General features: G+C 65.2%; 29 protein-coding genes. 23 read left to right on the forward strand and 6 right to left on the reverse strand.

The window, feature by feature from the left end:
* From AC07PZ_RS23625 to AC07PZ_RS23685, 13 genes are all read left to right on the forward strand, one after another.
* Window positions 1-75 (forward strand): EF-Tu C-terminal domain-related protein (locus AC07PZ_RS23625; RefSeq protein ID WP_495297781.1); only part of this gene is annotated, 75 nt, incomplete at its 5' end.
* 22 nt (window positions 76-97) lie between these two features.
* A complete protein-coding gene (gene rpsJ / locus AC07PZ_RS23630; RefSeq protein ID WP_028250951.1) occupies window positions 98-412 on the forward strand; it encodes a 30S ribosomal protein S10 in 315 nt (104 codons plus the stop codon).
* A gap of 247 nt (window positions 413-659) precedes the next feature.
* The gene (rplC, locus tag AC07PZ_RS23635) at window positions 660-1,340 is read left to right on the forward strand and encodes a 50S ribosomal protein L3 (RefSeq protein WP_495297600.1); all 681 of its coding nucleotides are present in this window, start codon (window positions 660-662) and stop codon (window positions 1,338-1,340) included.
* Window positions 1,340-1,960 (forward strand): 50S ribosomal protein L4, encoded by a 621-nt coding sequence (rplD, locus tag AC07PZ_RS23640; protein WP_495297601.1) that lies wholly within the window; start codon window positions 1,340-1,342, stop codon window positions 1,958-1,960. The genes rplC and rplD overlap by 1 nt, the downstream gene beginning before the upstream one ends.
* A gap of 5 nt (window positions 1,961-1,965) precedes the next feature.
* Entirely contained in the window at window positions 1,966-2,292 is a 327-nt protein-coding gene (gene rplW, locus AC07PZ_RS23645) for a 50S ribosomal protein L23 (RefSeq protein ID WP_495297782.1), read from the forward strand.
* 2 nt (window positions 2,293-2,294) lie between these two features.
* Window positions 2,295-3,119: a 50S ribosomal protein L2 gene (gene rplB, locus AC07PZ_RS23650; protein WP_262073156.1), complete on the forward strand. Its 825-nt coding sequence runs from the start codon at window positions 2,295-2,297 to the stop codon at window positions 3,117-3,119.
* A gap of 11 nt (window positions 3,120-3,130) precedes the next feature.
* Window positions 3,131-3,409 (forward strand): 30S ribosomal protein S19, encoded by a 279-nt coding sequence (gene rpsS / locus AC07PZ_RS23655; RefSeq protein ID WP_007838132.1) that lies wholly within the window; start codon window positions 3,131-3,133, stop codon window positions 3,407-3,409.
* A 9-nt stretch (window positions 3,410-3,418) separates the two neighbouring features.
* Window positions 3,419-3,751, forward strand: a complete 333-nt coding sequence (rplV, locus tag AC07PZ_RS23660) for a 50S ribosomal protein L22 (protein ID WP_007838134.1) — start codon at window positions 3,419-3,421, stop codon at window positions 3,749-3,751.
* Between the two features lie 14 nt (window positions 3,752-3,765).
* Window positions 3,766-4,674, forward strand: coding sequence for a 30S ribosomal protein S3 (rpsC, locus tag AC07PZ_RS23665; RefSeq protein WP_495297602.1), 909 nt, complete (start codon window positions 3,766-3,768; stop codon window positions 4,672-4,674).
* 51 nt (window positions 4,675-4,725) lie between these two features.
* A complete protein-coding gene (rplP, locus tag AC07PZ_RS23670; protein ID WP_286647086.1) occupies window positions 4,726-5,142 on the forward strand; it encodes a 50S ribosomal protein L16 in 417 nt (138 codons plus the stop codon).
* Window positions 5,143-5,196: 54 nt separating this feature from the next.
* Window positions 5,197-5,406 carry a 50S ribosomal protein L29 gene (gene rpmC, locus AC07PZ_RS23675; protein WP_162570302.1) on the forward strand — a complete coding sequence of 70 codons (210 nt, stop codon included), beginning with the start codon at window positions 5,197-5,199 and terminating at the stop codon, window positions 5,404-5,406.
* Between the two features lie 9 nt (window positions 5,407-5,415).
* The gene (gene rpsQ / locus AC07PZ_RS23680; protein WP_140844734.1) at window positions 5,416-5,685 is read left to right on the forward strand and encodes a 30S ribosomal protein S17; all 270 of its coding nucleotides are present in this window, start codon (window positions 5,416-5,418) and stop codon (window positions 5,683-5,685) included.
* A 74-nt stretch (window positions 5,686-5,759) separates the two neighbouring features.
* Window positions 5,760-6,266, forward strand: coding sequence for a peroxiredoxin (locus tag AC07PZ_RS23685; RefSeq protein WP_495297783.1), 507 nt, complete (start codon window positions 5,760-5,762; stop codon window positions 6,264-6,266).
* 27 nt (window positions 6,267-6,293) lie between these two features.
* On the opposite strand, the gene AC07PZ_RS23690 is transcribed toward AC07PZ_RS23685, so the two are convergent.
* Together AC07PZ_RS23690 and AC07PZ_RS23695 are read right to left on the reverse strand one after the other, a co-directional pair.
* Window positions 6,294-6,845, reverse strand: coding sequence for a GNAT family N-acetyltransferase (locus AC07PZ_RS23690; RefSeq protein WP_495297603.1), 552 nt, complete (start codon window positions 6,843-6,845; stop codon window positions 6,294-6,296).
* 78 nt (window positions 6,846-6,923) lie between these two features.
* Window positions 6,924-7,421 carry a TlpA disulfide reductase family protein gene (locus tag AC07PZ_RS23695; protein ID WP_495297604.1) on the reverse strand — a complete coding sequence of 166 codons (498 nt, stop codon included), beginning with the start codon at window positions 7,419-7,421 and terminating at the stop codon, window positions 6,924-6,926.
* 13 nt (window positions 7,422-7,434) lie between these two features.
* On the opposite strand from AC07PZ_RS23695, the gene AC07PZ_RS23700 reads away from it, so the two are divergent.
* The 9 genes from AC07PZ_RS23700 to AC07PZ_RS23740 all read left to right on the forward strand — a co-directional run bounded on the left by AC07PZ_RS23700 (window position 7,435) and on the right by AC07PZ_RS23740 (window position 14,369).
* Complete coding sequence (locus tag AC07PZ_RS23700) at window positions 7,435-8,139, forward strand: DUF4197 domain-containing protein (RefSeq protein ID WP_495297605.1); 705 nt, start codon at window positions 7,435-7,437, stop codon at window positions 8,137-8,139.
* 22 nt (window positions 8,140-8,161) lie between these two features.
* On the forward strand, window positions 8,162-8,752 hold the full coding sequence (locus AC07PZ_RS23705; protein WP_495297606.1) for a hypothetical protein: 591 nt from the start codon (window positions 8,162-8,164) through the stop codon (window positions 8,750-8,752).
* A 55-nt stretch (window positions 8,753-8,807) separates the two neighbouring features.
* Complete coding sequence (locus AC07PZ_RS23710; RefSeq protein ID WP_495297607.1) at window positions 8,808-9,263, forward strand: PTS sugar transporter subunit IIA; 456 nt, start codon at window positions 8,808-8,810, stop codon at window positions 9,261-9,263.
* A complete protein-coding gene (locus tag AC07PZ_RS23715; protein WP_495297608.1) occupies window positions 9,232-9,501 on the forward strand; it encodes an HPr family phosphocarrier protein in 270 nt (89 codons plus the stop codon). The genes AC07PZ_RS23710 and AC07PZ_RS23715 overlap by 32 nt, the downstream gene beginning before the upstream one ends.
* 3 nt (window positions 9,502-9,504) lie before the next feature.
* A complete protein-coding gene (gene ptsP, locus AC07PZ_RS23720) occupies window positions 9,505-11,304 on the forward strand; it encodes a phosphoenolpyruvate--protein phosphotransferase (RefSeq protein ID WP_495297609.1) in 1,800 nt (599 codons plus the stop codon).
* Window positions 11,305-11,398: 94 nt separating this feature from the next.
* Window positions 11,399-11,860 carry a Spy/CpxP family protein refolding chaperone gene (locus AC07PZ_RS23725; protein ID WP_495297610.1) on the forward strand — a complete coding sequence of 154 codons (462 nt, stop codon included), beginning with the start codon at window positions 11,399-11,401 and terminating at the stop codon, window positions 11,858-11,860.
* Window positions 11,861-11,919: 59 nt separating this feature from the next.
* Window positions 11,920-12,315 carry a DUF4260 domain-containing protein gene (locus tag AC07PZ_RS23730; RefSeq protein WP_495297611.1) on the forward strand — a complete coding sequence of 132 codons (396 nt, stop codon included), beginning with the start codon at window positions 11,920-11,922 and terminating at the stop codon, window positions 12,313-12,315.
* Between the two features lie 24 nt (window positions 12,316-12,339).
* Window positions 12,340-13,023, forward strand: coding sequence for a response regulator transcription factor (locus tag AC07PZ_RS23735; protein WP_495297612.1), 684 nt, complete (start codon window positions 12,340-12,342; stop codon window positions 13,021-13,023).
* A 2-nt stretch (window positions 13,024-13,025) separates the two neighbouring features.
* Complete coding sequence (locus tag AC07PZ_RS23740; RefSeq protein ID WP_495297613.1) at window positions 13,026-14,369, forward strand: HAMP domain-containing sensor histidine kinase; 1,344 nt, start codon at window positions 13,026-13,028, stop codon at window positions 14,367-14,369.
* Between the two features lie 32 nt (window positions 14,370-14,401).
* On the opposite strand, the gene trhA is transcribed toward AC07PZ_RS23740, so the two are convergent.
* Complete coding sequence (gene trhA / locus AC07PZ_RS23745; RefSeq protein ID WP_495297614.1) at window positions 14,402-15,052, reverse strand: PAQR family membrane homeostasis protein TrhA; 651 nt, start codon at window positions 15,050-15,052, stop codon at window positions 14,402-14,404.
* Window positions 15,053-15,161: 109 nt separating this feature from the next.
* Here trhA and AC07PZ_RS23750 point away from each other — a divergent pair, with 109 nt between their 5' ends.
* On the forward strand, window positions 15,162-16,205 hold the full coding sequence (locus AC07PZ_RS23750; protein ID WP_495297615.1) for an NADP-dependent oxidoreductase: 1,044 nt from the start codon (window positions 15,162-15,164) through the stop codon (window positions 16,203-16,205).
* Window positions 16,206-16,221: 16 nt separating this feature from the next.
* On the opposite strand, the gene zwf is transcribed toward AC07PZ_RS23750, so the two are convergent.
* The 3 genes from zwf to AC07PZ_RS23765 all read right to left on the reverse strand — a co-directional run bounded on the left by zwf (window position 16,222) and on the right by AC07PZ_RS23765 (window position 19,009).
* Entirely contained in the window at window positions 16,222-17,685 is a 1,464-nt protein-coding gene (zwf, locus tag AC07PZ_RS23755; protein WP_495297616.1) for a glucose-6-phosphate dehydrogenase, read from the reverse strand.
* A 90-nt stretch (window positions 17,686-17,775) separates the two neighbouring features.
* Window positions 17,776-18,093 carry a hypothetical protein gene (locus tag AC07PZ_RS23760; RefSeq protein WP_495297617.1) on the reverse strand — a complete coding sequence of 106 codons (318 nt, stop codon included), beginning with the start codon at window positions 18,091-18,093 and terminating at the stop codon, window positions 17,776-17,778.
* Between the two features lie 70 nt (window positions 18,094-18,163).
* Window positions 18,164-19,009, reverse strand: coding sequence for a DMT family transporter (locus AC07PZ_RS23765; protein ID WP_495297618.1), 846 nt, complete (start codon window positions 19,007-19,009; stop codon window positions 18,164-18,166).
* Window positions 19,010-19,060: the final 51 nt, after the last annotated feature.

Consider the following 19,060-nt stretch of genomic DNA (forward strand, 5'->3'; position numbering starts at 1 on the left):
GAAGGCCTGCGCTTCGCCATTCGCGAAGGCGGCAAGACCGTCGGCTCGGGCGTCGTGGCCAAGGTCCTCGCTTAATTCATACGGCAAAGGACACACCATGGCAACCAAGCAAAAGATCCGCATCCGCCTGAAGGCGTTCGACTACAAGCTGATCGACCAGTCGGCCGCTGAAATCGTGGATACCGCCAAGCGCACTGGCGCGATCGTCAAGGGCCCCGTGCCTCTGCCGACCCGCATGAAGCGTTTCGACATCCTGCGTTCGCCGCACGTCAACAAGACGTCGCGCGACCAGTTCGAGATCCGCACTCACCAGCGCCTGATGGACATCGTCGATCCGACCGACAAGACCGTGGACGCGCTGATGAAGCTCGATCTGCCGGCTGGCGTGGACGTCGAGATCAAGCTGCAGTAAGTACGCGTCATTGCGCACTGTGCGAAAGCCCGTCGGCTATCAGCCGGCGGGCTTTTTTGTTGCGGTGCAGCGACTTGCATGCTTCGGTGTGCGCGGGCTATAATCGCCGGCTCTGCCCGTTTTGCGCGTTCGCACGCAAATGGGTTGAGTTTTATCAACCCTCTTTCGTAGGCCGGTCTCCGGTCAAACGCTGTCGCCAATTGAAGTGGCAGCGGCGCAAGAGGACTTCCATTTTTGGAGAAAACAAATGAGTCTGAGCAACTCCCTCGGGTTGCTGGGCCGCAAGGTGGGGATGATGCGTCTCTTCACCGATGATGGGGACGCAGTTCCTGTCACGGTGGTGGATGTGTCCAACAACCGTGTGACCCAGATCAAGTCGCAAGAAACCGACGGCTACGTCGCGCTTCAAGTGACATTCGGCTCGCGCAAGGCATCGCGCGTGACCAAGCCTGCAGCCGGACATCTCGCCAAGGCGGGTGTCGAAGCGGGTGAAATCATCCAGGAATTCCGTGTGACCGCCGATACGGCCGGTCAGCACAAGGCCGGTGGCGTGATTTCCGCTGGCAGCGTGTTTGCGGTTGGCCAGAAGGTGGATGTGCAAGGCACCTCTATCGGCAAGGGCTTCGCAGGCACCATCAAGCGTCACAACATGAGCTCGCAGCGCGCGTCGCACGGTAACAGCCGTTCGCACAACGTGCCGGGTTCCATTGGTATGGCGCAGGATCCAGGTCGTGTGTTCCCAGGCAAGCGCATGACGGGCCACCTTGGCGACGTCACCGTGACCACGCAAAACCTCGACGTGATCCGCATCGACGAAGCACGTCAACTGCTGTTGATCAAGGGCGCGATTCCGGGTTCGAAGGGTGGCTTCGTCACCGTTCGTCCGGCGATCAAGGCCAAGCCGCAAGCGGCTGAAGGAGCGAAGTAATGGAACTCGAACTCCTGAATGACCAAGGCCAGGCTGCGTCGAAGTACGACGCACCTGAGACCGTGTTCGGCCGTGCTTACAACGAAGATCTGGTCCATCAGATCGTCGTGGCATTCCAGGCCAACGCCCGTCAAGGCACGCGCGCCCAGAAGGACCGCGAACAGGTCCATCACTCGACCAAGAAGCCTTTCAAGCAAAAGGGAACGGGCCGCGCCCGTGCCGGTATGACGTCCTCGCCACTGTGGCGTGGGGGCGGCCGGATTTTCCCGAACATGCCCGACGAAAACTTCTCGCAGAAGATCAACAAGAAGATGTACCGCGCCGGCATGGCCGCCATCTTCTCGCAGCTCGCTCGCGAAGGCCGTCTGGCAGTGGTCGATTCGATCAAGGTCGATTCGCCCAAGACCAAGCCGCTGGCAGCCAAGTTCAAGGCGATGAACCTTGAATCGGTGCTCGTGATCGCCGAAGAAGTCGACGAGAACCTGTATCTCGCCTCGCGCAACCTGGTGAACGTGCTCGTCGTCGAGCCGCGTTATGCCGATCCGGTGTCGCTGGTGCACTACAAGAAGGTGATCGTCACCAAGGGTGCCGTCGACAAGCTCAAGGAGATGTTCGCATGAGCCGCATGAATCCTACGCCTGCCGAACGCGAGTTCGAAGAAGGCCGTCTGATGGCCGTGCTGGTCGCGCCAATCGTGTCCGAAAAGGCAACGATGGTCGGCGAGAAGTCGAATGCCGTCACTTTCAAGGTGCTGCAAGACGCCACCAAGCCCGAGATCAAGGCCGCTGTTGAACTGATGTTCAAGGTCGAAGTCAAGGGCGTGTCGGTGCTCAACACCAAGGGCAAGACCAAGCGCTTTGGCAAGTCCATGGGCCGTCGCGACAACGTTCGCAAGGCTTATGTGACGCTGAAGGAAGGTCAAGAGCTCAACCTCGTCGGGGAAGGCGCTTAATCATGGCCGTCATCAAGATGAAACCCACTTCGCCGGGCCAACGCGGCGCGGTGAAGATTTCGCGGGACCACCTCTTCAAGGGTGCTCCTCACGCTGCGCTGCTGGAACCGCAATTCCAGAAGGCCGGTCGCAATAACAACGGTCACATCACGACCCGTCACAAGGGTGGTGGCCACAAGCACCACTACCGTGTGGTGGACTTCGTGCGCAACAAGGACGGCATCCCGGCCAAGGTCGAACGCATCGAGTACGACCCGAACCGCACCGCCCACATCGCGCTGGTGTGCTACGCCGATGGCGAGCGCCGTTACATCATCGCTCCGCGCGGTCTTGAAGCCGGTGCAACGCTGCTGAGCGGTTCGGAAGCTCCGATCCGCGCTGGCAACACGCTGCCGATCCGCAATATCCCCGTGGGTTCGACCATCCATTGCATCGAACTGCAACCCGGCAAGGGCGCGCAGATCGCTCGCTCGGCAGGCACCTCGGCGACGTTGCTGGCACGCGAAGGCGTCTATGCACAGGTTCGCATGCGCTCCGGCGAAGTGCGCCGCATTCACGTCGAATGCCGCGCAACGATCGGCGAAGTGGCCAACGAAGAACACAGCCTGCGCCAATTGGGCAAGGCCGGTGTGAAGCGTCACATGGGTATTCGCCCGACCGTTCGCGGTGTGGTGATGAACCCGGTCGACCACCCGCACGGTGGTGGCGAGGGCAAGACTGGCGAAGGCCGTCATCCGGTCGACCCGTGGGGCAATCTCACCAAGGGCTATCGCACCCGTAACAACAAGCGCACGCAGGTCTTCATCGTGTCGCGTCGCAAGAAATAAGGGGATAGCAAATGACACGCTCTCTCAAGAAGGGTCCTTTCGTCGACCACCATCTGGTGGCCAAGGCCGACAAGGCTGTGACGACCAAGGACAAGAAGCCGATCAAGACCTGGTCGCGTCGTTCGATGGTTCTGCCCGAGTTCATCGGTCTGACCATTGCCGTGCACAACGGCAAGCAACACGTGCCTGTGTACATCACCGACCAGATGGTCGGCCACAAGCTCGGCGAATTTGCGCTCACGCGTACGTTCAAGGGGCACCCCGCGGACAAGAAAGTCCAGAAGAAGTAAGGAACGACCATGTCTGAAACACGTGCAGTCCTCCGCGGTGTCCGCCTCTCGGTCGACAAGGGCCGTCTGGTCGCTGACCTGATCCGCGGCAAGAAGGTCGATCAAGCGCTCAACGTTCTGCAGTTCACGCAGAAAAAGGCCGCTGTGATCATCAAGAAGGTGCTCGAGTCGGCGATTGCCAATGCCGAGCACAACGACGGTGCCGACATCGACGAGCTGAAGGTCAAGACCATCTACGTCGAGCAAGGTGCCACGCTCAAGCGCTTCACCGCTCGCGCCAAGGGTCGCGGCAACCGCATCAGCAAGCCCACGTGCCATGTGTACGTGACGGTTGGCAACTAAAAGGCCGGAAGACTATGGGACAGAAAATCCACCCCACCGGCTTCCGCCTTGCGGTCAGCCGTAACTGGTCCAGCCGCTGGTACGCCAGCAACCGCGACTTCGCGGGCATGCTGGCCGAAGACATCAAGGTGCGCGAGTACCTGAAGAAGAAGCTCAAGAACGCGTCGGTGTCGCGCGTGCTGATCGAGCGTCCCGCCAAGAACGCACGCATCACGATCTACTCGGCACGTCCGGGCGTCGTGATCGGCAAGAAGGGCGAAGACATCGAAAACCTCAAGCGCGAACTCGGCAAGCAGCTGGGTGTGCCGGTCGCAGTGAACATCGAAGAAGTGCGCAAGCCTGAAATCGATGCGCAGCTGATTGCCGACAGCATCACGCAGCAGCTCGAGAAGCGGATCATGTTCCGCCGCGCCATGAAGCGTGCGATGCAGAACGCCATGCGTCTGGGTGCCCTGGGCATCAAGATCATGTCGGCCGGTCGCCTGAACGGCATCGAAATCGCACGTACCGAGTGGTATCGCGAAGGTCGCGTGCCCCTTCACACGCTGCGCGCCGACATCGACTACGGCACCTCGGAAGCTAAGACCACGTACGGCGTCATCGGCGTCAAGGTCTGGGTCTACAAGGGTGACACGCTGGGTCGCAACGACCTCCCCGCTGTCGAAACGCCGCGTCCTGACGACGAGCGTCGTCCGCGTGGTCCGCGCCGCGATGGCCGCCCGGGTGGCGATCGTCCGGGTTCGGACCGCCGCGGCCCTGGCCCGCGTGCCGGTGCCCGTGGTCCGATCGGTGGCAACACCGCACCGGCCGATGGCAGCGACAAGCCCGCAGAAGCCACCGCAGGTGGTGACTCGAAACCCGCCGTTAAGCGCGTCCGCAAAGCCGCGCCAGCTGCAGCAGCTGACGGTGCCAAGACCGAGTAATCGGTTCGACGAAACCGGTCCGCCGGTTTCTTCATCACGGAGTAAACAAACATGCTGCAACCTGCTCGCAGAAAGTTCCGCAAGGAACAAAAGGGCCGCAACACCGGCGTCGCAACCACGGGCAACTCTGTTGCCTTCGGCGACTTCGGTCTGAAGTGCACCGACCGCGGCCGCCTCACGGCGCGTCAACTCGAAGCTGCACGTCGCGCGATTTCGCGTCACGTGAAGCGCGGTGGTCGTATCTGGATTCGTGTGTTCCCCGACAAGCCGATTTCGACCAAGCCCGCAGAAGTGCGGATGGGTAACGGCAAGGGCAACCCCGAGTACTACGTCGCTGAAATTCAGCCCGGCAAGATCGTGTTCGAAATCGTCGGTGTTCCCGAAGAACTCGCTCGCGAAGCGTTCCGCCTGGCTGCCGCCAAGCTGCCGCTGCGCACGACGTTCGTTGCTCGCCAGCTCGGCGCCTAAAGGAGAACATCCATGGCAACACGCAAGAAGAAAGAAACTGCAGCTCCGGCCAAGGTGTCGAAGGCTGCAACGCTGCGCGACAAGGACGTCGCCGGCCTGCAAACCGAAATCAAGGACCTGCAGAAGGCCCACTTCGGTCTGCGCATGCAAAAAGCCACGCAACAGCTGTCGAACACCTCGACGCTGCGCGTGACGCGCCGCGATATCGCGCGCGCCAAGACCATTCTTGCTCAGAAGCAGCAAGAAACCCAAGCCGCCAAGTAAGGAGTGAACATGACGGAAGCTAAAAAATCCCTCAAGCGCACCTTGATCGGCAAGGTGGTCAGCGACAAGCGTGAAAAGACCGTGACCGTGCTGGTCGAGCGTCGTGTGAAGCACGAGCTCTACGGCAAGATCGTGGCCAAGACGAGCAAATACCACGCCCATGACGAAAAGGGCGAGTACCACCTCGGCGATACCATCGAGATCACGGAAAGCCGTCCGATCTCGAAGACCAAGAACTGGGTCGTGACCCGTCTGGTCGAGAAGGCCGTTCTGGTCTGACCCCAGGCACACGCCTCCCCTGAAAACGGCCCACAATGTGGGCCGTTTTCTTTTTTGCCTGGAGCAATTTCATCATGATCAAAGTCGGCGATTCCCTCCCTTCCACCACCCTGCAGGAATACTCCGAAGTCGAGGGAGAGGGCTGCAGCATTGGCCCGAATCCAGTGGACGTTGCCAAGGCCACGGCGGGCAAGACGATTGCGTTGTTCGCTTTGCCGGGTGCTTTCACGCCGACGTGCTCGGCCAAGCATGTGCCTGGCTATGTTCAGCATTTCGACGACTTCAAGGCCGCGGGTGTCGACGAGATCTGGTGCGTGAGCGTCAACGATGCCTTCGTGATGGGCGCCTGGGCGCGCGACCAGAAGACGGGCGCCAAGGTCCGCATGTTGGCCGATGGCAGCGCTGACTTTGCGAAAGCAACCGGGCTGACGCTCGACCTGACCGGGCGCGGCATGGGCGTGCGCAGCAACCGTTATTCGATGCTCGTGAAGGACGGCAAGGTTGCGTCACTCAACGTCGAAGCGCCCGGCAAGTTCGAAGTCAGCGACGCCGACACCCTGCTGACTCAGGCACGCGGCTGATTCGTGCCCGCTGGAAGGTCGGTCTGGCTAGAGATCGACCTTCAGATAGTGCGATCCGGCAATCGGATTGTGATAGTACGGTGGCACTTCGGCGAAGCCGAGATCCTCATACAGCGCCCGTGCCGACTCCATGTCGCTCAGCGTATCGAGCAGCACGCATGAATAGCCGGCGCTGCGTCCCGCGTCGAGGATCGCTTCGGCCAGAAGCCGGCCCAGGCCGAGGCCGCGGAACGATGGCCTCACATACAGACGCTTCATCTCGGCCGCATTGGGGTAGTCCGCGGCGTCGAGCGGCCGCAGCGCGCAGCAGCCTGCGACACGCATCTGCTGGCCAGACGCCAGCTGCAGCACAACTTCATCCTTCGGCGGCGGCGTCAAGTCTTGCGCATCGATGAGTGCCAGCAACAGCGTGCCACGCGGGGCAGCGTAATCGCCGGGCAAACTCGAGAGTTCCTCGTCGAAACCCTGAAACGTCAGGTCGATGCCCAGCGTCTGCGCATATTCGCTGAAGATCGCGCGAACATGGGTCAGTTCCTCGGGCGACCGAGCCGTGACCAACAGAGGTCTGGTCGAGTTCATGAGGCGCGCTTCTCTATGGCGGCTCGATGAAGGCGGTGCGCCAGGGCACCCATGACGACCTGCATGTTGTGGAAACGCTCAGGCTTCGGCCAGCAACTTCTCGATGAGCCTGTGCAGTTCCGCGAAGTCCGGCTCGCCGACGTAACGCTTGACGATCTGACCGCGCTTGTTGACGACGTAGGTGGTCGGCGTGAGCTCGACGCCTCCCCATGCCTTCGCGACGGCACCGGTATTGTCGATCGCGACCTTGAACGGCAACTTGCGCGTCTCGGCGAAGTTCACCACGTAGCTCGGCGGGTCGTAGCTCATGGCGACGGCCAGCGTGTCGTAGCCTTGCGACTTGTACTTGTCGTAGGTGGCGATCACCTTGGGCATCTCGCCAACGCAGGTCACGCAGCTGGTCGCCCAGAAGTTGACGAGCGTGACCTTGCCTTTCAGGTCTTCCGTGCTCTTGCGGCTGCCGTCCAGCAACACAAAGGTGGACGCAGGTGCTGCAGCCACGCCGGTGTTGAGATAAACGCCGGCACCAATGGCCATGGCCAAGGCGATTGCGGCAACATACAAGGGTTTTTTCATGGGAGACCGTTCAATGGACCGCAGAAATTTTAGTGCCGCCAGTGTTTTCGTGCCGGCCTCCTTGCTGGGCTTGGCTGTCCAGCGGGCTTATGCACTGTCGCTGGCCGATCTGAGTGCTGGTGATGCATCCAGTGGCGTGAAGGCGGCGCTCGAAAAAGGCGCGAACGTGGCCGTGTCGTTGCTCGGTCGCACCGACGGTTTCCTGGGCAATCCGAAGGTGCGCATTCCCTTGCCGGGCTTTTTGGAGAGCGGTGCCAAGATGCTGCGCATGATGGGGCAGGGCAGTCGCATCGATGAACTGGTTGTCGCCATGAACCGTGCGGCGGAGCAGGCGGTTCCCGCTGCGAAGGATCTGCTGCTCAACGCGGTCCGCAGCATGAGCGTGTCGGACGCCAAGGGTATCCTGACCGGCGGCGACACTTCGGTCACCCAGTTCTTCGTCGGCAAGACGCGCGCGCCGCTGACCGAGCGCTTTCTGCCAGTGGTCACGACGGCCACCGAGAAGGTCCAGCTGGCCGACAAATACAACAGGCTGGCGGGCAAGGCGTCGGACATGGGCTTGGTCAAGAAGGACGATGCCAACATCCAGCGCTATGTGACGTCCAAGTCGCTCGATGGGCTCTACCTCGTGATCGGCGAGGAAGAACGCAAGATCCGCCAGGATCCAGTGGGCAGCGGCAGCGCCATTCTGCAAAAGGTGTTCGGCGCCGTCCGCTGAATTCGTCCAATCGATCTTTCGAATGCCCAACCGGCCCTTGCGCACCACGTTCGACTGCCGAACGCATCGCATTCGATCAAAGGCCGCCAGCATCGCGTTCATGTTGGGCGCGATCCTCCTTGCCGCCTGCAGCCCGACGTTCAACTGGCGTGACGCTCCCGTTGGTGACGACGGCTTGATCGCGTTGCTACCGTGCAAGCCGGACCGTGCCGTGCGCGAGATGCCGCTGGGTGCAGGCGGTGCCGCCGTCAAGGTCGACATGGCGGGCTGTGAGGCGGGCGGTGCGACATTTGCCGTGGCGCACGTGGTTGCTGGCAACGCCGACCAGGCCGCCGCCTGGTTGGGCGCTTGGCAGGGTGCCTTGCGCACGCAAGCGGCAGGGGCGGGCGCAACCGAAGCCGCCGTTCAGGTCGTTCGTGCCGCTGGCACGCCGTCGCCGCTTCGCATCGACGTTTCCGCGGCGGAACCGGGCGCGCCTGGCCATGCCATGCGCGTCCTCTGGTTTGCGCAGCTCCGCGGCGACAGCGTCGCGCTCTATCAGGCGACGGTGCTCGGCCAGCCGGCCGCCGCCGATGCCGTCACGACCTTCTTCGACGGCTTGCGACTGCCGTGAACCTGCACGCCCCCAAGACCGCGCTGCATAATCGGCGACCCGCCTTCCCTACTGAATGAACAGCCTCTTCATCATTGCCCACGCGCCCCTTGCACAAGCGCTCCGGCAGTGCGCGCTGCATGTGTTTCCGGACAGCGAACACCATATCGCCGCACTCGACGTGTTGCCCAACGTCTCACCCGAGGAAACGCTCGCGGCAGCGCGCATCACGCTCGAACAGCGTCTGCGGCTGCCGCGCTCGCAGGTGCTGGTGCTGGCGGACGTGTTCGGCGCCACACCGTGCAACGTCGCCCAGAAACTGGTCGATGGCGTGCGTTCACGGCTGGTGGCGGGCGTCAATCTCCCCATGCTGCTGCGTGCCGTGAGCTACCGCAACGAGCCGCTCGACGCGCTGGTCCAGCGCGCGATGACCGGCGGTACCGCGGGCGTGATGCAGGTGGCCGTCTCGGCTCCCCAGAACCAGGCTAGAAGAAAGCACAGTGACCAAGACATCCGTGATCATCAGCAATAAGCTGGGCCTGCACGCTCGCGCGTCGGCCAAGCTCACCAAGCTCGCGGGCAGCTTCCCCTGCGAGGTATGGATCGCGCGCGGCGATCGCCGCGTCAATGCCAAGAGCATCATGGGCGTGATGATGCTGGCCGCCGGCATCGGCGTCACCGTGGAGCTGGAAACCATCGGCGAGCAGGAACAGCAAGCGATGGACGCGCTCGTCGCCCTGATGAACGACAAGTTCGGCGAAGGCGAGTAGCCCATGACCTTCGCGGTGCACGGCCTTCCGGTTGCGCGCGGCATCGCCATCGGGCGCGCCGTGCTGGTCGTGTCGAGCCGCATCGACGTCGCGCACTACTTCATCAAGCCGGAAGAAATCGATACCGAGATCGGTCGCGTGCGCGTGGCGCGCAATGCGGTCGTCGAGGAGTTGATCCGGCTGCAGGCCAGCGTCGCGCAGATGGGGCCGAAGGACGCGCCACACGAGCTGGCCGCGCTGCTCGAAGTGCATCAGATGCTGCTGCAGGACGAGGCGCTGATCAGCGGCGTCAAGCACTGGATCACCGATCGCCTCTACAACGCCGAATGGGCGCTGACCACGCAGCTGGAAATCATCGCGCGGCAGTTCGACGAGATGGAGGACGACTACCTGCGCGAGCGCAAGGCCGACCTCGAGCAGGTCGTCGAACGCATCCTGCACCGCATGAAGGGCACCGCGGCCGTGCTCGCGCCTTCGCCGCCGCGCCGCAAGCGGGCCGCAGCGCGCGACGACGACGACCATGGCGATCCAACGGCAGGTGACGGTGTCGATGTGCCGCTGGTGCTGATCGCGCACGACCTGTCGCCGGCCGACATGCTGCAGTTCAAGAAGAGCGTGTTCGCCGGCTTCGTGACCGACGTCGGCGGGCGCACGTCGCACACCGCGATCGTCGCGCGCAGCATGGACATCCCCGCAGTGGTCGGTGCGCGCACCGCGAGCCAGCTGGTGCGGCAGGACGATTGGGTCATCATCGATGGCGATGCGGGCGTGGTGATCGTCGATCCGTCACCGATCATCCTGGCCGAATACGGCTTCAAGCAACGCCAGGGCGACCTCGAACGTGGCCGGCTGGCCCGGCTGCGGCACAAATCGGCCGTCACGCTCGATGGCCAGCGCGTCGAGCTGCTGGCCAACATCGAGATGCCCGAGGACACCGTGGGTGCGGTGAAGGCCGGCGCGGTCGGCGTCGGGCTGTTCCGCAGCGAATTCCTTTTCATGGGCCGCGAGGCGCAGCACCTGACGCGTCTGCCCGACGAGGAAGAGCAGTACCTCGCCTACCGCCGCGCGGTCGAGGGCATGCAGGGCATGCCCGTCACGATCCGGACCATCGACATCGGTGCCGACAAGCCGCTCGACGGCAAGTCGGCGCGCCAGGAACTCCTGAATCCGGCGCTGGGCCTGCGCGCAATCCGCTGGAGCCTCGCGGACCCGGCGATGTTCCTCACCCAGTTGCGCGCCATCCTCCGGGCGGCGGCGCACGGCGAGATCCATCTGCTGATCCCGATGCTGGCGCATGCGAGCGAGATCCGGCAGACGCTGGCCCTGATCGAGGCCGCACGCGCCGAACTCGACCAGCGCGCCATGGTCTACGGCGCGGTGAAGCTCGGCGCCATGATCGAGATTCCGGCTGCCGCGCTCATGCTCCGGTTGTTCCTGAAGCACTTCGACTTCCTGTCGATCGGCACCAACGACCTGATCCAGTACACGCTCGCGATCGACCGCGCCGACGAGGCGGTCGCGCATCTGTACGACCCTGCGCACCCCGCCGTGCTGCGGCTGGTCGCCGACACCATCGTCGAGTGCAGGCGCCAGGGCAAGGGCGTGAGCGTCTGCGGCGAGATGGCCGGCGACGTGACGTTCACGCGGCTGCTGCTCGGGCTGGGGCTGCGCAGCTTCTCGATGCACCCGTCGCAGATCCTGGCGGTGAAGCAGGAGGTGCTGCGCGCCGATGCGGGCAAGCTCGCGCCATGGGCGCAGTCGGTGCTCGAGTCCGACGATCCGGCGGCCGAGCTGGTGCGCTGATCGACATAAAACGAAACACGCCGATACCGCCGCGAAAGGACTTCACGGGCGGCAAATCGCACCATCAGGCTTCACTTTTCAACAAGGAAGTCTCATGAAATCCTGGATCAAACGCAGCCTGTTCGGCCTGTTCGGCGGTGCACTCGTCGTCGGAAGTCTCGGTGCCTGTTCGTCGTACCGCCATGGATGGGGTTCGGGCGACGCCACCGAATTCCGCACCAAGATGGTCGAACGCGTCGGCAGCAAGCTCGACCTCGACGCATCGCAGAAACAGAAGCTCACCGCGCTGGCCGACACATTGCAGAAGCAACGCCTGGCCATGCGCGGCGCCGGTGGCGCCGGCGAGCCACGCTCGCAGTTCCTGGCGTTGTTCGCCGGCAGCACGCTCGACCAGGCCGGTGCCGGGCGACTGATCGAAGAGAAGACGGCGGCGCTGCGCAGCGGCAGTCCTGAAGTCATCGCCGCGGCGGCCGACTTCTTCGATCACCTGAACGCAGCACAGCAGCAGAAGGTCCGTGACTTCATGGATCGCGGAGGCCGCCGGTGGAGGTCCTGAGCCGCCAGCAACTTCATGCGCCACGCGCCGCCTTGCCAACCACGGGGCCTGATTTCGCCATGCCCGTCACGACAGGCGCGGCGTCCGGCCCGGCGTGGACACTGCTGCGTCTCGAAGGCGTTGCCGTGCTGGCGCTGTCCGTCGTCGCGTATGCCAACTGGGGCGCCGGCTGGATGGCTTTCGCCGGCTTCTTCCTCGTTCCCGACCTGTCGATGCTCGGTTACTCGTGGGGGCCGCGTGTGGGCGCCGCGGTCTACAACGCGGGCCATTCGTACGTCGGACCGGTGGCGCTGCTGGCTGTCGGGCTGTTCGCTTCCATGCCGCTGGCAACGGCCCTGGCGATCATCTGGACGGCGCACATCGGCCTCGATCGCGCGCTGGGCTTCGGGCTGAAGTCGCCGCGCGGCTTCCGCTACACCCATCTGGGCACGCTCGGCCGGCCCGATGCCTGGTGAACGCGCGTCGCTGACAATCCGCCGATGTCCCGCATCCTGCTGATCGACGATGACGAACACCTGGCCGCGCCGCTCGCGACCTACTTCGCCCGTTTCGACATGACGCTCGACAGCGCCTTGCGGCCGAGCGCGGGCCTGGCGCAGTTGCGCGCAGGCCGCTACGACGCCGCCATCCTCGACGTGATGCTGCCCGAGATGGACGGCTTCGCGCTGTGCCGCGAAATCCGCAAGGAGAGCGACATTCCGATCGTCATGCTCACCGCGCGCGGCGAGGTGATGGACCGTGTGGTCGGGCTCGAACTCGGTGCCGACGACTACCTGCCCAAGCCCTTCGAGCCGCGTGAACTGGTGGCGCGCGTGCAGACCATCCTGCGGCGCCAGCGCGTGCTGCCTGTTGCGGCCGTCGCCGTGCAGCGCCGCGTGTTCGACGGCCTCGAGATCGACCTCGACAAGCGCGCCGTGCTGCGGCATGGCGAGGCCGTCGACCTCACCGGCACCGAGTTCGATCTGCTGGCCCTGCTCGCGAACGAGCCTGGCAAGGTATTCAGCCGCGACGACATCCTGAACCGGCTGCGCGGGCATGAGGCCGAGCTGTACACGCGCGCGGTCGACATCGTCGTGAGCCGCCTGCGCAAGAAGCTCGAACCGCTCGACTGCATCAAGACGCTGCGCAACGCCGGCTACGCGCTGGCGGTGGGCAAGGCCTGAGCATGCGGAAATCTCCGCGTCGCGAATTCAAGAAGCGGTCGTGGCGCCGCGGCCGTTGGCATCGCCGCTGGCGCCATTCGCTGCGGCTGCAACTCATCACCGTATTCCTGCTGCTCGCCTTCGCGATGACCGTCGTCTTCCTCGGTGGCATGCAGCGCGCCCTTTCCACCGGCTGGCGCGACGTCGCACGGCCCCTGGTCGACGATTACGTGAACCGGCTGGCCGCCGACATCGGGTCGCCGCCCGAGGTGGCGCGCGCCCAGGCCCTGGTGGCGCGGTTGCCGATCTCGGTCCGCATCGAAGGCCCGCGCGTCAACTGGAACTCGCATCCCGATCGCGATCGCCGCGGCTGGCTGCAGGACCGCGGCGACGCGGATGGTCCGGATCGCCGCGAATGGCTCAGCCGCAACACGGCCGATGGCCACCGCATCGTGTTCGGCGTGGGCACGCTGCCGTGGCAGCGCGAGCCGCACGGCATCGGCTGGGTCACGCTCGCGGCGCTGCTGGTGCTGATCGGGCTCGCCTATGCCTACGTTCGGCGTCTGCTGCGGCCGCTCGACGACATCCGGGCGGGCGCCGATCGCTTCGGGCAAGGCACTTTCGACACGCCGATCCCGCAGCGCCGCTGCGACGAACTCGGCGACCTGGCGCAGCGCATCAACACGATGGCGCAGGACATCCGCGGCATGCTCGATGCCAAGCGTGCGCTGCTGCTGGCGCTGAGCCACGAACTGCGCTCGCCGCTCACGCGTGCGCGGCTGAACGCCGAACTGCTGCCGGCCACGGCCGAAGGCGAAGTCGAACGCGCCGCCTTGCTGCGCGACCTGAACGAGATGCGCGACCTGATCAGCGACCTGCTCGAGAGCGAACGGCTGGCCAGCCCGCATGCCGCGCTGCATCGCGAGCCGGTCGATCTGGTGGCGCTGGTGCGCGAGACGGTGGCCGAACTGCGGGGTGGGGAGCGCATCACGCTCGACCTCGCGGCTCAGGCGCCCGTGCTGTCGCTCGACCGCATGCGCATCCGGCTGCTGCTGCGCAACCTGCTGGACAACGCGCTGCGGCATGGTGGCAGCGCCGCGCTGCCGCCGACGGTATCGTTGGCGCACACGGCGCAGGGCATCGAACTGACCGTGCGCGATTTCGGCCCCGGCGTCGACGCCGATCAGCTCGCCCACCTGACCGAGCCTTTCTATCGGGCCGACGGCGCGCGCCAGCGGTCCACGGGCGGTGTCGGCCTGGGGATGTATCTGTGCCGGCTTGTGGCCGAGGCGCATGGTGGCCGCCTCGAGGTGCGCAACGCCGACCCTGGATTGGCCGTGGTCGTGCGGATCTTGCGACTGGCCTGAGGCCGGCCTGCTTCAGCGACGGCGTCGCGGTGTCAGTGCGCGTACCAGAGCGCCGCAAAGAAGTGGCAGGTGCTGCCGCCGAGCACAAACAGGTGCCAGACGAAGTGTGCATAGCGCAGCCTGGAATCGAGCAGGAACACCACCGCGCCCGCCGTGTACGCCAGACCGCCCGCCACCAGCCAGCCAAGCCCGGCCGGCGACATGCGTTCGTACAACGGGACGGCGGCGACCAGCGCCACCCAGCCCATCGCCACGTACAGGCCGGTCGACCACAGCGGATGGCGCAGGCGATCGAGCAGCTTCGCGCCGACGCCCAGCACCGCCGCGCTCGTGACGACCGCGAACAGCGCCCAGCCCCAGGGGCCGCGCAGCACGCCGAGCAGGAAGGGCATGTAGCTGCCAGCGATGAACAGGTAGATCGCTGCATGGTCGAGCCGATTCAGCAGCAGCTTGGCACGGCCGGCCGGCAGCGCGTGGTAGAGCGTCGAGATCAGGTACAGCACGATGGCCGTGCCCGCGAACAGGCAGGCACCGACGACATTGACCGCCTGGCCGTGCACGGCGGCGCTGTAGACCAGGATCGGCAGCGACGCGATGGCCAGCGCCAGGCCGAGGCCGTGGCTGATCGCGTTGGCGATTTCCTCGCCGAGTGTCTGGATACGGGGTGGAACGGGTTCACGCATGCGATCCATTCTGCCCAAGGCCGCTGTCGCGCGCGCTACGTGGGGTCAGGCTTTGCGCGACTAGCATGCGCCTGGATTTCACAGACCATCACCCCTCCGGAGACACACCATGACCGCAGCACTCGACAACCACCAGGTCCGCCTCGCCAAGCGGCCCGAAGGCACGGCCACGCGCGAGCATTGGCGCTTCACCACCGAGCCGGTCGGCGAACCGGCCGAGGGCGGCGTGCTGGTCAAGACGCTGTCGCTGTCGCTCGACCCGGCCATGCGCGGCTGGCTCAACGACGCGAAGAGCTACATACCGCCCGTGGCCATCGACGAGGTGATGCGCGCGGGCGGCGTCGGCCGCGTCGTGGCGTCGAAGAACCCGGCCTTTGCCGTCGGCGACACGGTGTACGGCACGCTGGGCGTGCAGGAATACATGCTCATCCCGCAGGAGCAGATCAAGCGCAACGGCCTGGTGAAGATCGACCTGAGCGTCGGCACCATCGGCCAATGGCTCAACGTGCTCGGCATGCCGGGCATGACCGGCTACTTCGGCCTGATGGACGTCGGCCAGCCGAAGCCCGGCGAGACCGTGGTGGTCTCCGGCGCAGCCGGTGCCGTCGGCCAGACCGTGGGCCAGCTCGCGAAGATCAAGGGCTGCCGCGTGGTCGGTATCGCGGGTGGAGCGGCCAAGTGCGACTGGGTGGTGAAGGAGCTGGGCTTCGACGCCTGCATCGACTACAAGGCCGGCGACGGTGCGGTGCGCGCCGGCCTGAAGGAACATTGCCCGAAGGGCGTCGACGTCTACTTCGACAACGTCGGCGGCGAGATCCTCGACCACGTGCTCGCAAAGATCGCGCGCAAGGCGCGAATCATCATCTGCGGCGCGATCAGCCAGTACAACAACGCCAACAGCATGCCGTCCGCCGGACCGCGCAATTACCTGAGCCTGCTGGTGAACCGCGCGCGCATGGAGGGCATCGTGGTGTTCGACTATGCCGACCGCTACCCGGTCGCCATCGCCGAACTGTCGGGCTACCTGAAGGACGGCCGGATGAAGAGCAAGGAAGACGTCGTGAAGGGCCTCGACACCTTCCCCGAGACGCTGAACAAGCTGTTCAAGGGCGAGAACTTCGGCAAGCTGGTGCTGGAGGTCGCGCCGGCCTGACGCATCGGTCGACGCTTCAGCTCCCGACCTTGTTCGGGTCGCGCCAGGCCCGCTCGAACGGCAGCCGCCACGCATGCGGCGCGATCAGCTGGTGCACCGGCTTGGGTCCCCAGGACCCGGGCTCGTACAGGCGCACCGGCGGCGGCGATTCGAGCAGGTGGGTCGACACTTCCCACAACCGTTCGATGCCCTCGGCGGTCGTGAACAGCGTCCGGTCGCCGCGCATCGCATCCAGGATCAACCGCTCGTAGGCTTCCAGCACCTCGCCGGCCAGGCCGGTGTCGCGCATCGCGAACTGCAGGCTCAGCTTGTCCAGCCGCATGCCGGGGCCGGGGCGCTTGCCGTAGAAGCTCAGCGACATCTTCGACGCGTCCGCCAGGTCGAAGGTCAGGTGGTCCGGCCCCTGGGCGCCGACGCCGGAACCGGGCGGAAACATGCTCTTGGGCGGCTCGCGAAAAGCGATCGAGATGATCCGCTGGCCTTCGGCCATGCGCTTGCCGGTGCGCAGGTAGAAAGGCACGCCGGCCCAGCGCCAGTTGTCGATGTGGCACTTCAGCGCAATGAAGGTCTCGGTGTCCGAGTCGGGGTCCACGCCTTCCTCGCTGCGGTAGCCGCTGTACTGGCCGCGCACGACGTCCTGCGGCTGGATCGGCTCCATGCTGCGGAACACCTTGTTCTTCTCCTCGCTGATCGGCGCGGGCTCGAGCGCCGTGGGCGGCTCCATCGCCATGAAGGCCAGGATCTGGAACAGGTGCGTGACCACCATGTCGCGGTAGGCGCCGGTCTGTTCGTAGAAGCCAGAGCGTTTGCCCAGTCCCAGCGTCTCGGGCACGTCGATCTGCACGTGGTCGATGAAGTTGCGGTTCCAGATCGGCTCGAACAGCCCGTTGGCGAAACGGAACGCCAGGATGTTCTGCGCCGGCTCCTTGCCCAGGAAGTGGTCGATGCGGAAGATCTGTTCTTCCTGGAACACCTCGTGCAGCTTGCTGTTGAGCGACACCGCACTCGCCAGATCGGTGCCGAAGGGCTTTTCCATGACGATGCGCGAACGCTCGACCAAGCCGGCCTCGCCGAGCGTGCGCACCACGGTGAGCGCCGCGCTCGGCGGCACACTGAGATAGTGCAGGCGCCGGCATTCGGTGCCGAGCGACTCTTCGGCCCGATCGACCGCGGCGCGCAGCGCACCTGCGCCAGCCGACAGCGGCACGTAGTCGAGCGTGGCGGAGAAGGCGTCCCAATCGGCGGCCGTGGTCTGGCGGCTGCCGAATTCGTCGAGCGCCGCGCGGGCGATGCCGCGAAAGCCGTCGACGTCGATCTCGTCGAGCGACACGCCGATGATCCGGCAACCCGGGATGAAGCCCGCGGTGCACAGATGGAACAGCCCGGGCAGCAGCTTGCGCCGAGAGAGGTCGCCGGTCGCGCCGACCAGAACCACCACCTGCGGAAAGCGCGGGCCGACGCCGGGAGGGATCTTCGCCATCTGGGTCTCCTTGGAGTTGTGGCGTACCCCAAGCGATTTCGATGCCAGCTGCCGTCGTGCAGGCTGCGGAGGTCCGATCAGGCGTGCAGGTCAGTCCTCGTCGGGCCGGCGGGGCACGTCGCCCATCGCTTCGTCCTCACGCACCGCACGGGCCGCCTTCAGCAGCTCGATCGACAGTCCCTTGCCCTGACCGGCAAAACCCTTGGCGATGCTTTCGAGCGCGGCCGACAGGCCGGCTTCGCCATCGTCGCGCGCGTCCATGCCGATGTTCAGGACGCGTGCCGCCATCTGCCGGTACGTCACCACGCCCGCACCCTCGAGCACTGCCACCAGATCCAGGTACAGCGCCAGATGCAGGTCGAGCACCAGCTTGGGGGTGATTTCGAGATCCTTGGCGTTGTCTTCCATATGTGTTTTCACTCCTTTGCCTGGAGTATCGCCCCTGCAAATGACCGGGCCTCGTAGGCGGCGGCGCAGTTCAGCGGGCACGCGTGCCCATGACCGCAGCCGAGATGATCAGCACGGCCGCAAGCACGATGCTCCAGCTCATCGGCCGGCCCGTGACGACCAGCAACAGGGCGGTCGACGCCAGCGGCGTGAGGTAGCTCAGGATGCCGATCTGCTGCGCGTCGCCGCGCTTGAGCGCCACATCCCAGGCGAAGAAGGCGGCACCCAGCGGGCCCAGGCCGCACAGCGCGATCAGCCATCCATCGCGTGCGGACAGCGCGATCGATGGTTCGAGCAGGGCGTGGCAGACGAGCGACAGCACGCCCGACACCAGGCCGAACAGTCCGACTGCGGCCGTGCGGAATGGTGGCACGCGCCGTGTCCACAGCGAGTAGCTGGCCCAGATGAAGGCCGAGCCCAGCGCCGGTGCGAAGCCCCAGTTGCTGGCGGTCGCTGCAGCCGCTGCGTTGCCGCGCGCTCCCAGGATCGCGATGGCGGCGCCCGCAAAGCCCAGCAGCGCGGCCAGCACGTGCAGCGGCTTCAGCGACACGCCTGGCAGCAGCAATGGCGCCAGCACCACGATGAACAGCGGCCACAGATAGTTGACGAGATTGGCTTCGACCGGTGGCGCATGGCGCAGCGCGATGAACAGCAGGAAGTGGAAGCCGAACAATCCATAGACGCCCAGCGCCAGCGTGCGGGGCGGCACACGCCAGGCGCTGCGGTCGCGCCAGGCCAGGGGCCAGCTCGGCAGGCTGCCGATGATCAGCGCCAGCCCGGTCAACAGGAAGGGCGGGACGTGCGCCAGGGCGGTGCCGAGCGAAGCGAGGGTTGCCCACAGCGCGATCGCGGCGAGGGCATACAGGGTGGACGACATGAGGCGAGCGTAATCGCACCGATCGTCGCGTCGTGACGGCACTTCGTCGCG

The sequence above is a fragment of the Variovorax sp. GW821-FHT10B04 genome, from assembly GCF_059415645.1.

Bases quoted from the DNA above. Each gene is read 5' to 3' on its own strand.
- rpsJ (WP_028250951.1), top strand. From the start codon at position 98: ATGGCAACCAAGCAAAAGATCCGCATCCGCCTGAAGGCGTTCGACTAC.
- rplC (WP_495297600.1), top strand. From the start codon at position 660: ATGAGTCTGAGCAACTCCCTCGGGTTGCTGGGCCGCAAGGTGGGGATG.
- rplD (WP_495297601.1), top strand. From the start codon at position 1,340: ATGGAACTCGAACTCCTGAATGACCAAGGCCAGGCTGCGTCGAAGTAC.
- rplW (WP_495297782.1), top strand. From the start codon at position 1,966: ATGAATCCTACGCCTGCCGAACGCGAGTTCGAAGAAGGCCGTCTGATG.
- rplB (WP_262073156.1), top strand. From the start codon at position 2,295: ATGGCCGTCATCAAGATGAAACCCACTTCGCCGGGCCAACGCGGCGCG.
- rpsS (WP_007838132.1), top strand. From the start codon at position 3,131: ATGACACGCTCTCTCAAGAAGGGTCCTTTCGTCGACCACCATCTGGTG.
- rplV (WP_007838134.1), top strand. From the start codon at position 3,419: ATGTCTGAAACACGTGCAGTCCTCCGCGGTGTCCGCCTCTCGGTCGAC.
- rpsC (WP_495297602.1), top strand. From the start codon at position 3,766: ATGGGACAGAAAATCCACCCCACCGGCTTCCGCCTTGCGGTCAGCCGT.
- rplP (WP_286647086.1), top strand. From the start codon at position 4,726: ATGCTGCAACCTGCTCGCAGAAAGTTCCGCAAGGAACAAAAGGGCCGC.
- rpsQ (WP_140844734.1), top strand. From the start codon at position 5,416: ATGACGGAAGCTAAAAAATCCCTCAAGCGCACCTTGATCGGCAAGGTG.
- AC07PZ_RS23685 (WP_495297783.1), top strand. From the start codon at position 5,760: ATGATCAAAGTCGGCGATTCCCTCCCTTCCACCACCCTGCAGGAATAC.
- AC07PZ_RS23690 (WP_495297603.1), bottom strand. From the start codon at position 6,845: ATGAACTCGACCAGACCTCTGTTGGTCACGGCTCGGTCGCCCGAGGAA.
- AC07PZ_RS23695 (WP_495297604.1), bottom strand. From the start codon at position 7,421: ATGAAAAAACCCTTGTATGTTGCCGCAATCGCCTTGGCCATGGCCATT.
- AC07PZ_RS23700 (WP_495297605.1), top strand. From the start codon at position 7,435: ATGGACCGCAGAAATTTTAGTGCCGCCAGTGTTTTCGTGCCGGCCTCC.
- AC07PZ_RS23705 (WP_495297606.1), top strand. From the start codon at position 8,162: ATGCCCAACCGGCCCTTGCGCACCACGTTCGACTGCCGAACGCATCGC.
- AC07PZ_RS23710 (WP_495297607.1), top strand. From the start codon at position 8,808: ATGAACAGCCTCTTCATCATTGCCCACGCGCCCCTTGCACAAGCGCTC.
- ptsP (WP_495297609.1), top strand. From the start codon at position 9,505: ATGACCTTCGCGGTGCACGGCCTTCCGGTTGCGCGCGGCATCGCCATC.
- AC07PZ_RS23725 (WP_495297610.1), top strand. From the start codon at position 11,399: ATGAAATCCTGGATCAAACGCAGCCTGTTCGGCCTGTTCGGCGGTGCA.
- AC07PZ_RS23730 (WP_495297611.1), top strand. From the start codon at position 11,920: ATGCCCGTCACGACAGGCGCGGCGTCCGGCCCGGCGTGGACACTGCTG.
- AC07PZ_RS23735 (WP_495297612.1), top strand. From the start codon at position 12,340: ATGTCCCGCATCCTGCTGATCGACGATGACGAACACCTGGCCGCGCCG.
- AC07PZ_RS23740 (WP_495297613.1), top strand. From the start codon at position 13,026: ATGCGGAAATCTCCGCGTCGCGAATTCAAGAAGCGGTCGTGGCGCCGC.
- trhA (WP_495297614.1), bottom strand. From the start codon at position 15,052: ATGCGTGAACCCGTTCCACCCCGTATCCAGACACTCGGCGAGGAAATC.
- AC07PZ_RS23750 (WP_495297615.1), top strand. From the start codon at position 15,162: ATGACCGCAGCACTCGACAACCACCAGGTCCGCCTCGCCAAGCGGCCC.
- zwf (WP_495297616.1), bottom strand. From the start codon at position 17,685: ATGGCGAAGATCCCTCCCGGCGTCGGCCCGCGCTTTCCGCAGGTGGTG.
- AC07PZ_RS23760 (WP_495297617.1), bottom strand. From the start codon at position 18,093: ATGGAAGACAACGCCAAGGATCTCGAAATCACCCCCAAGCTGGTGCTC.
- AC07PZ_RS23765 (WP_495297618.1), bottom strand. From the start codon at position 19,009: ATGTCGTCCACCCTGTATGCCCTCGCCGCGATCGCGCTGTGGGCAACC.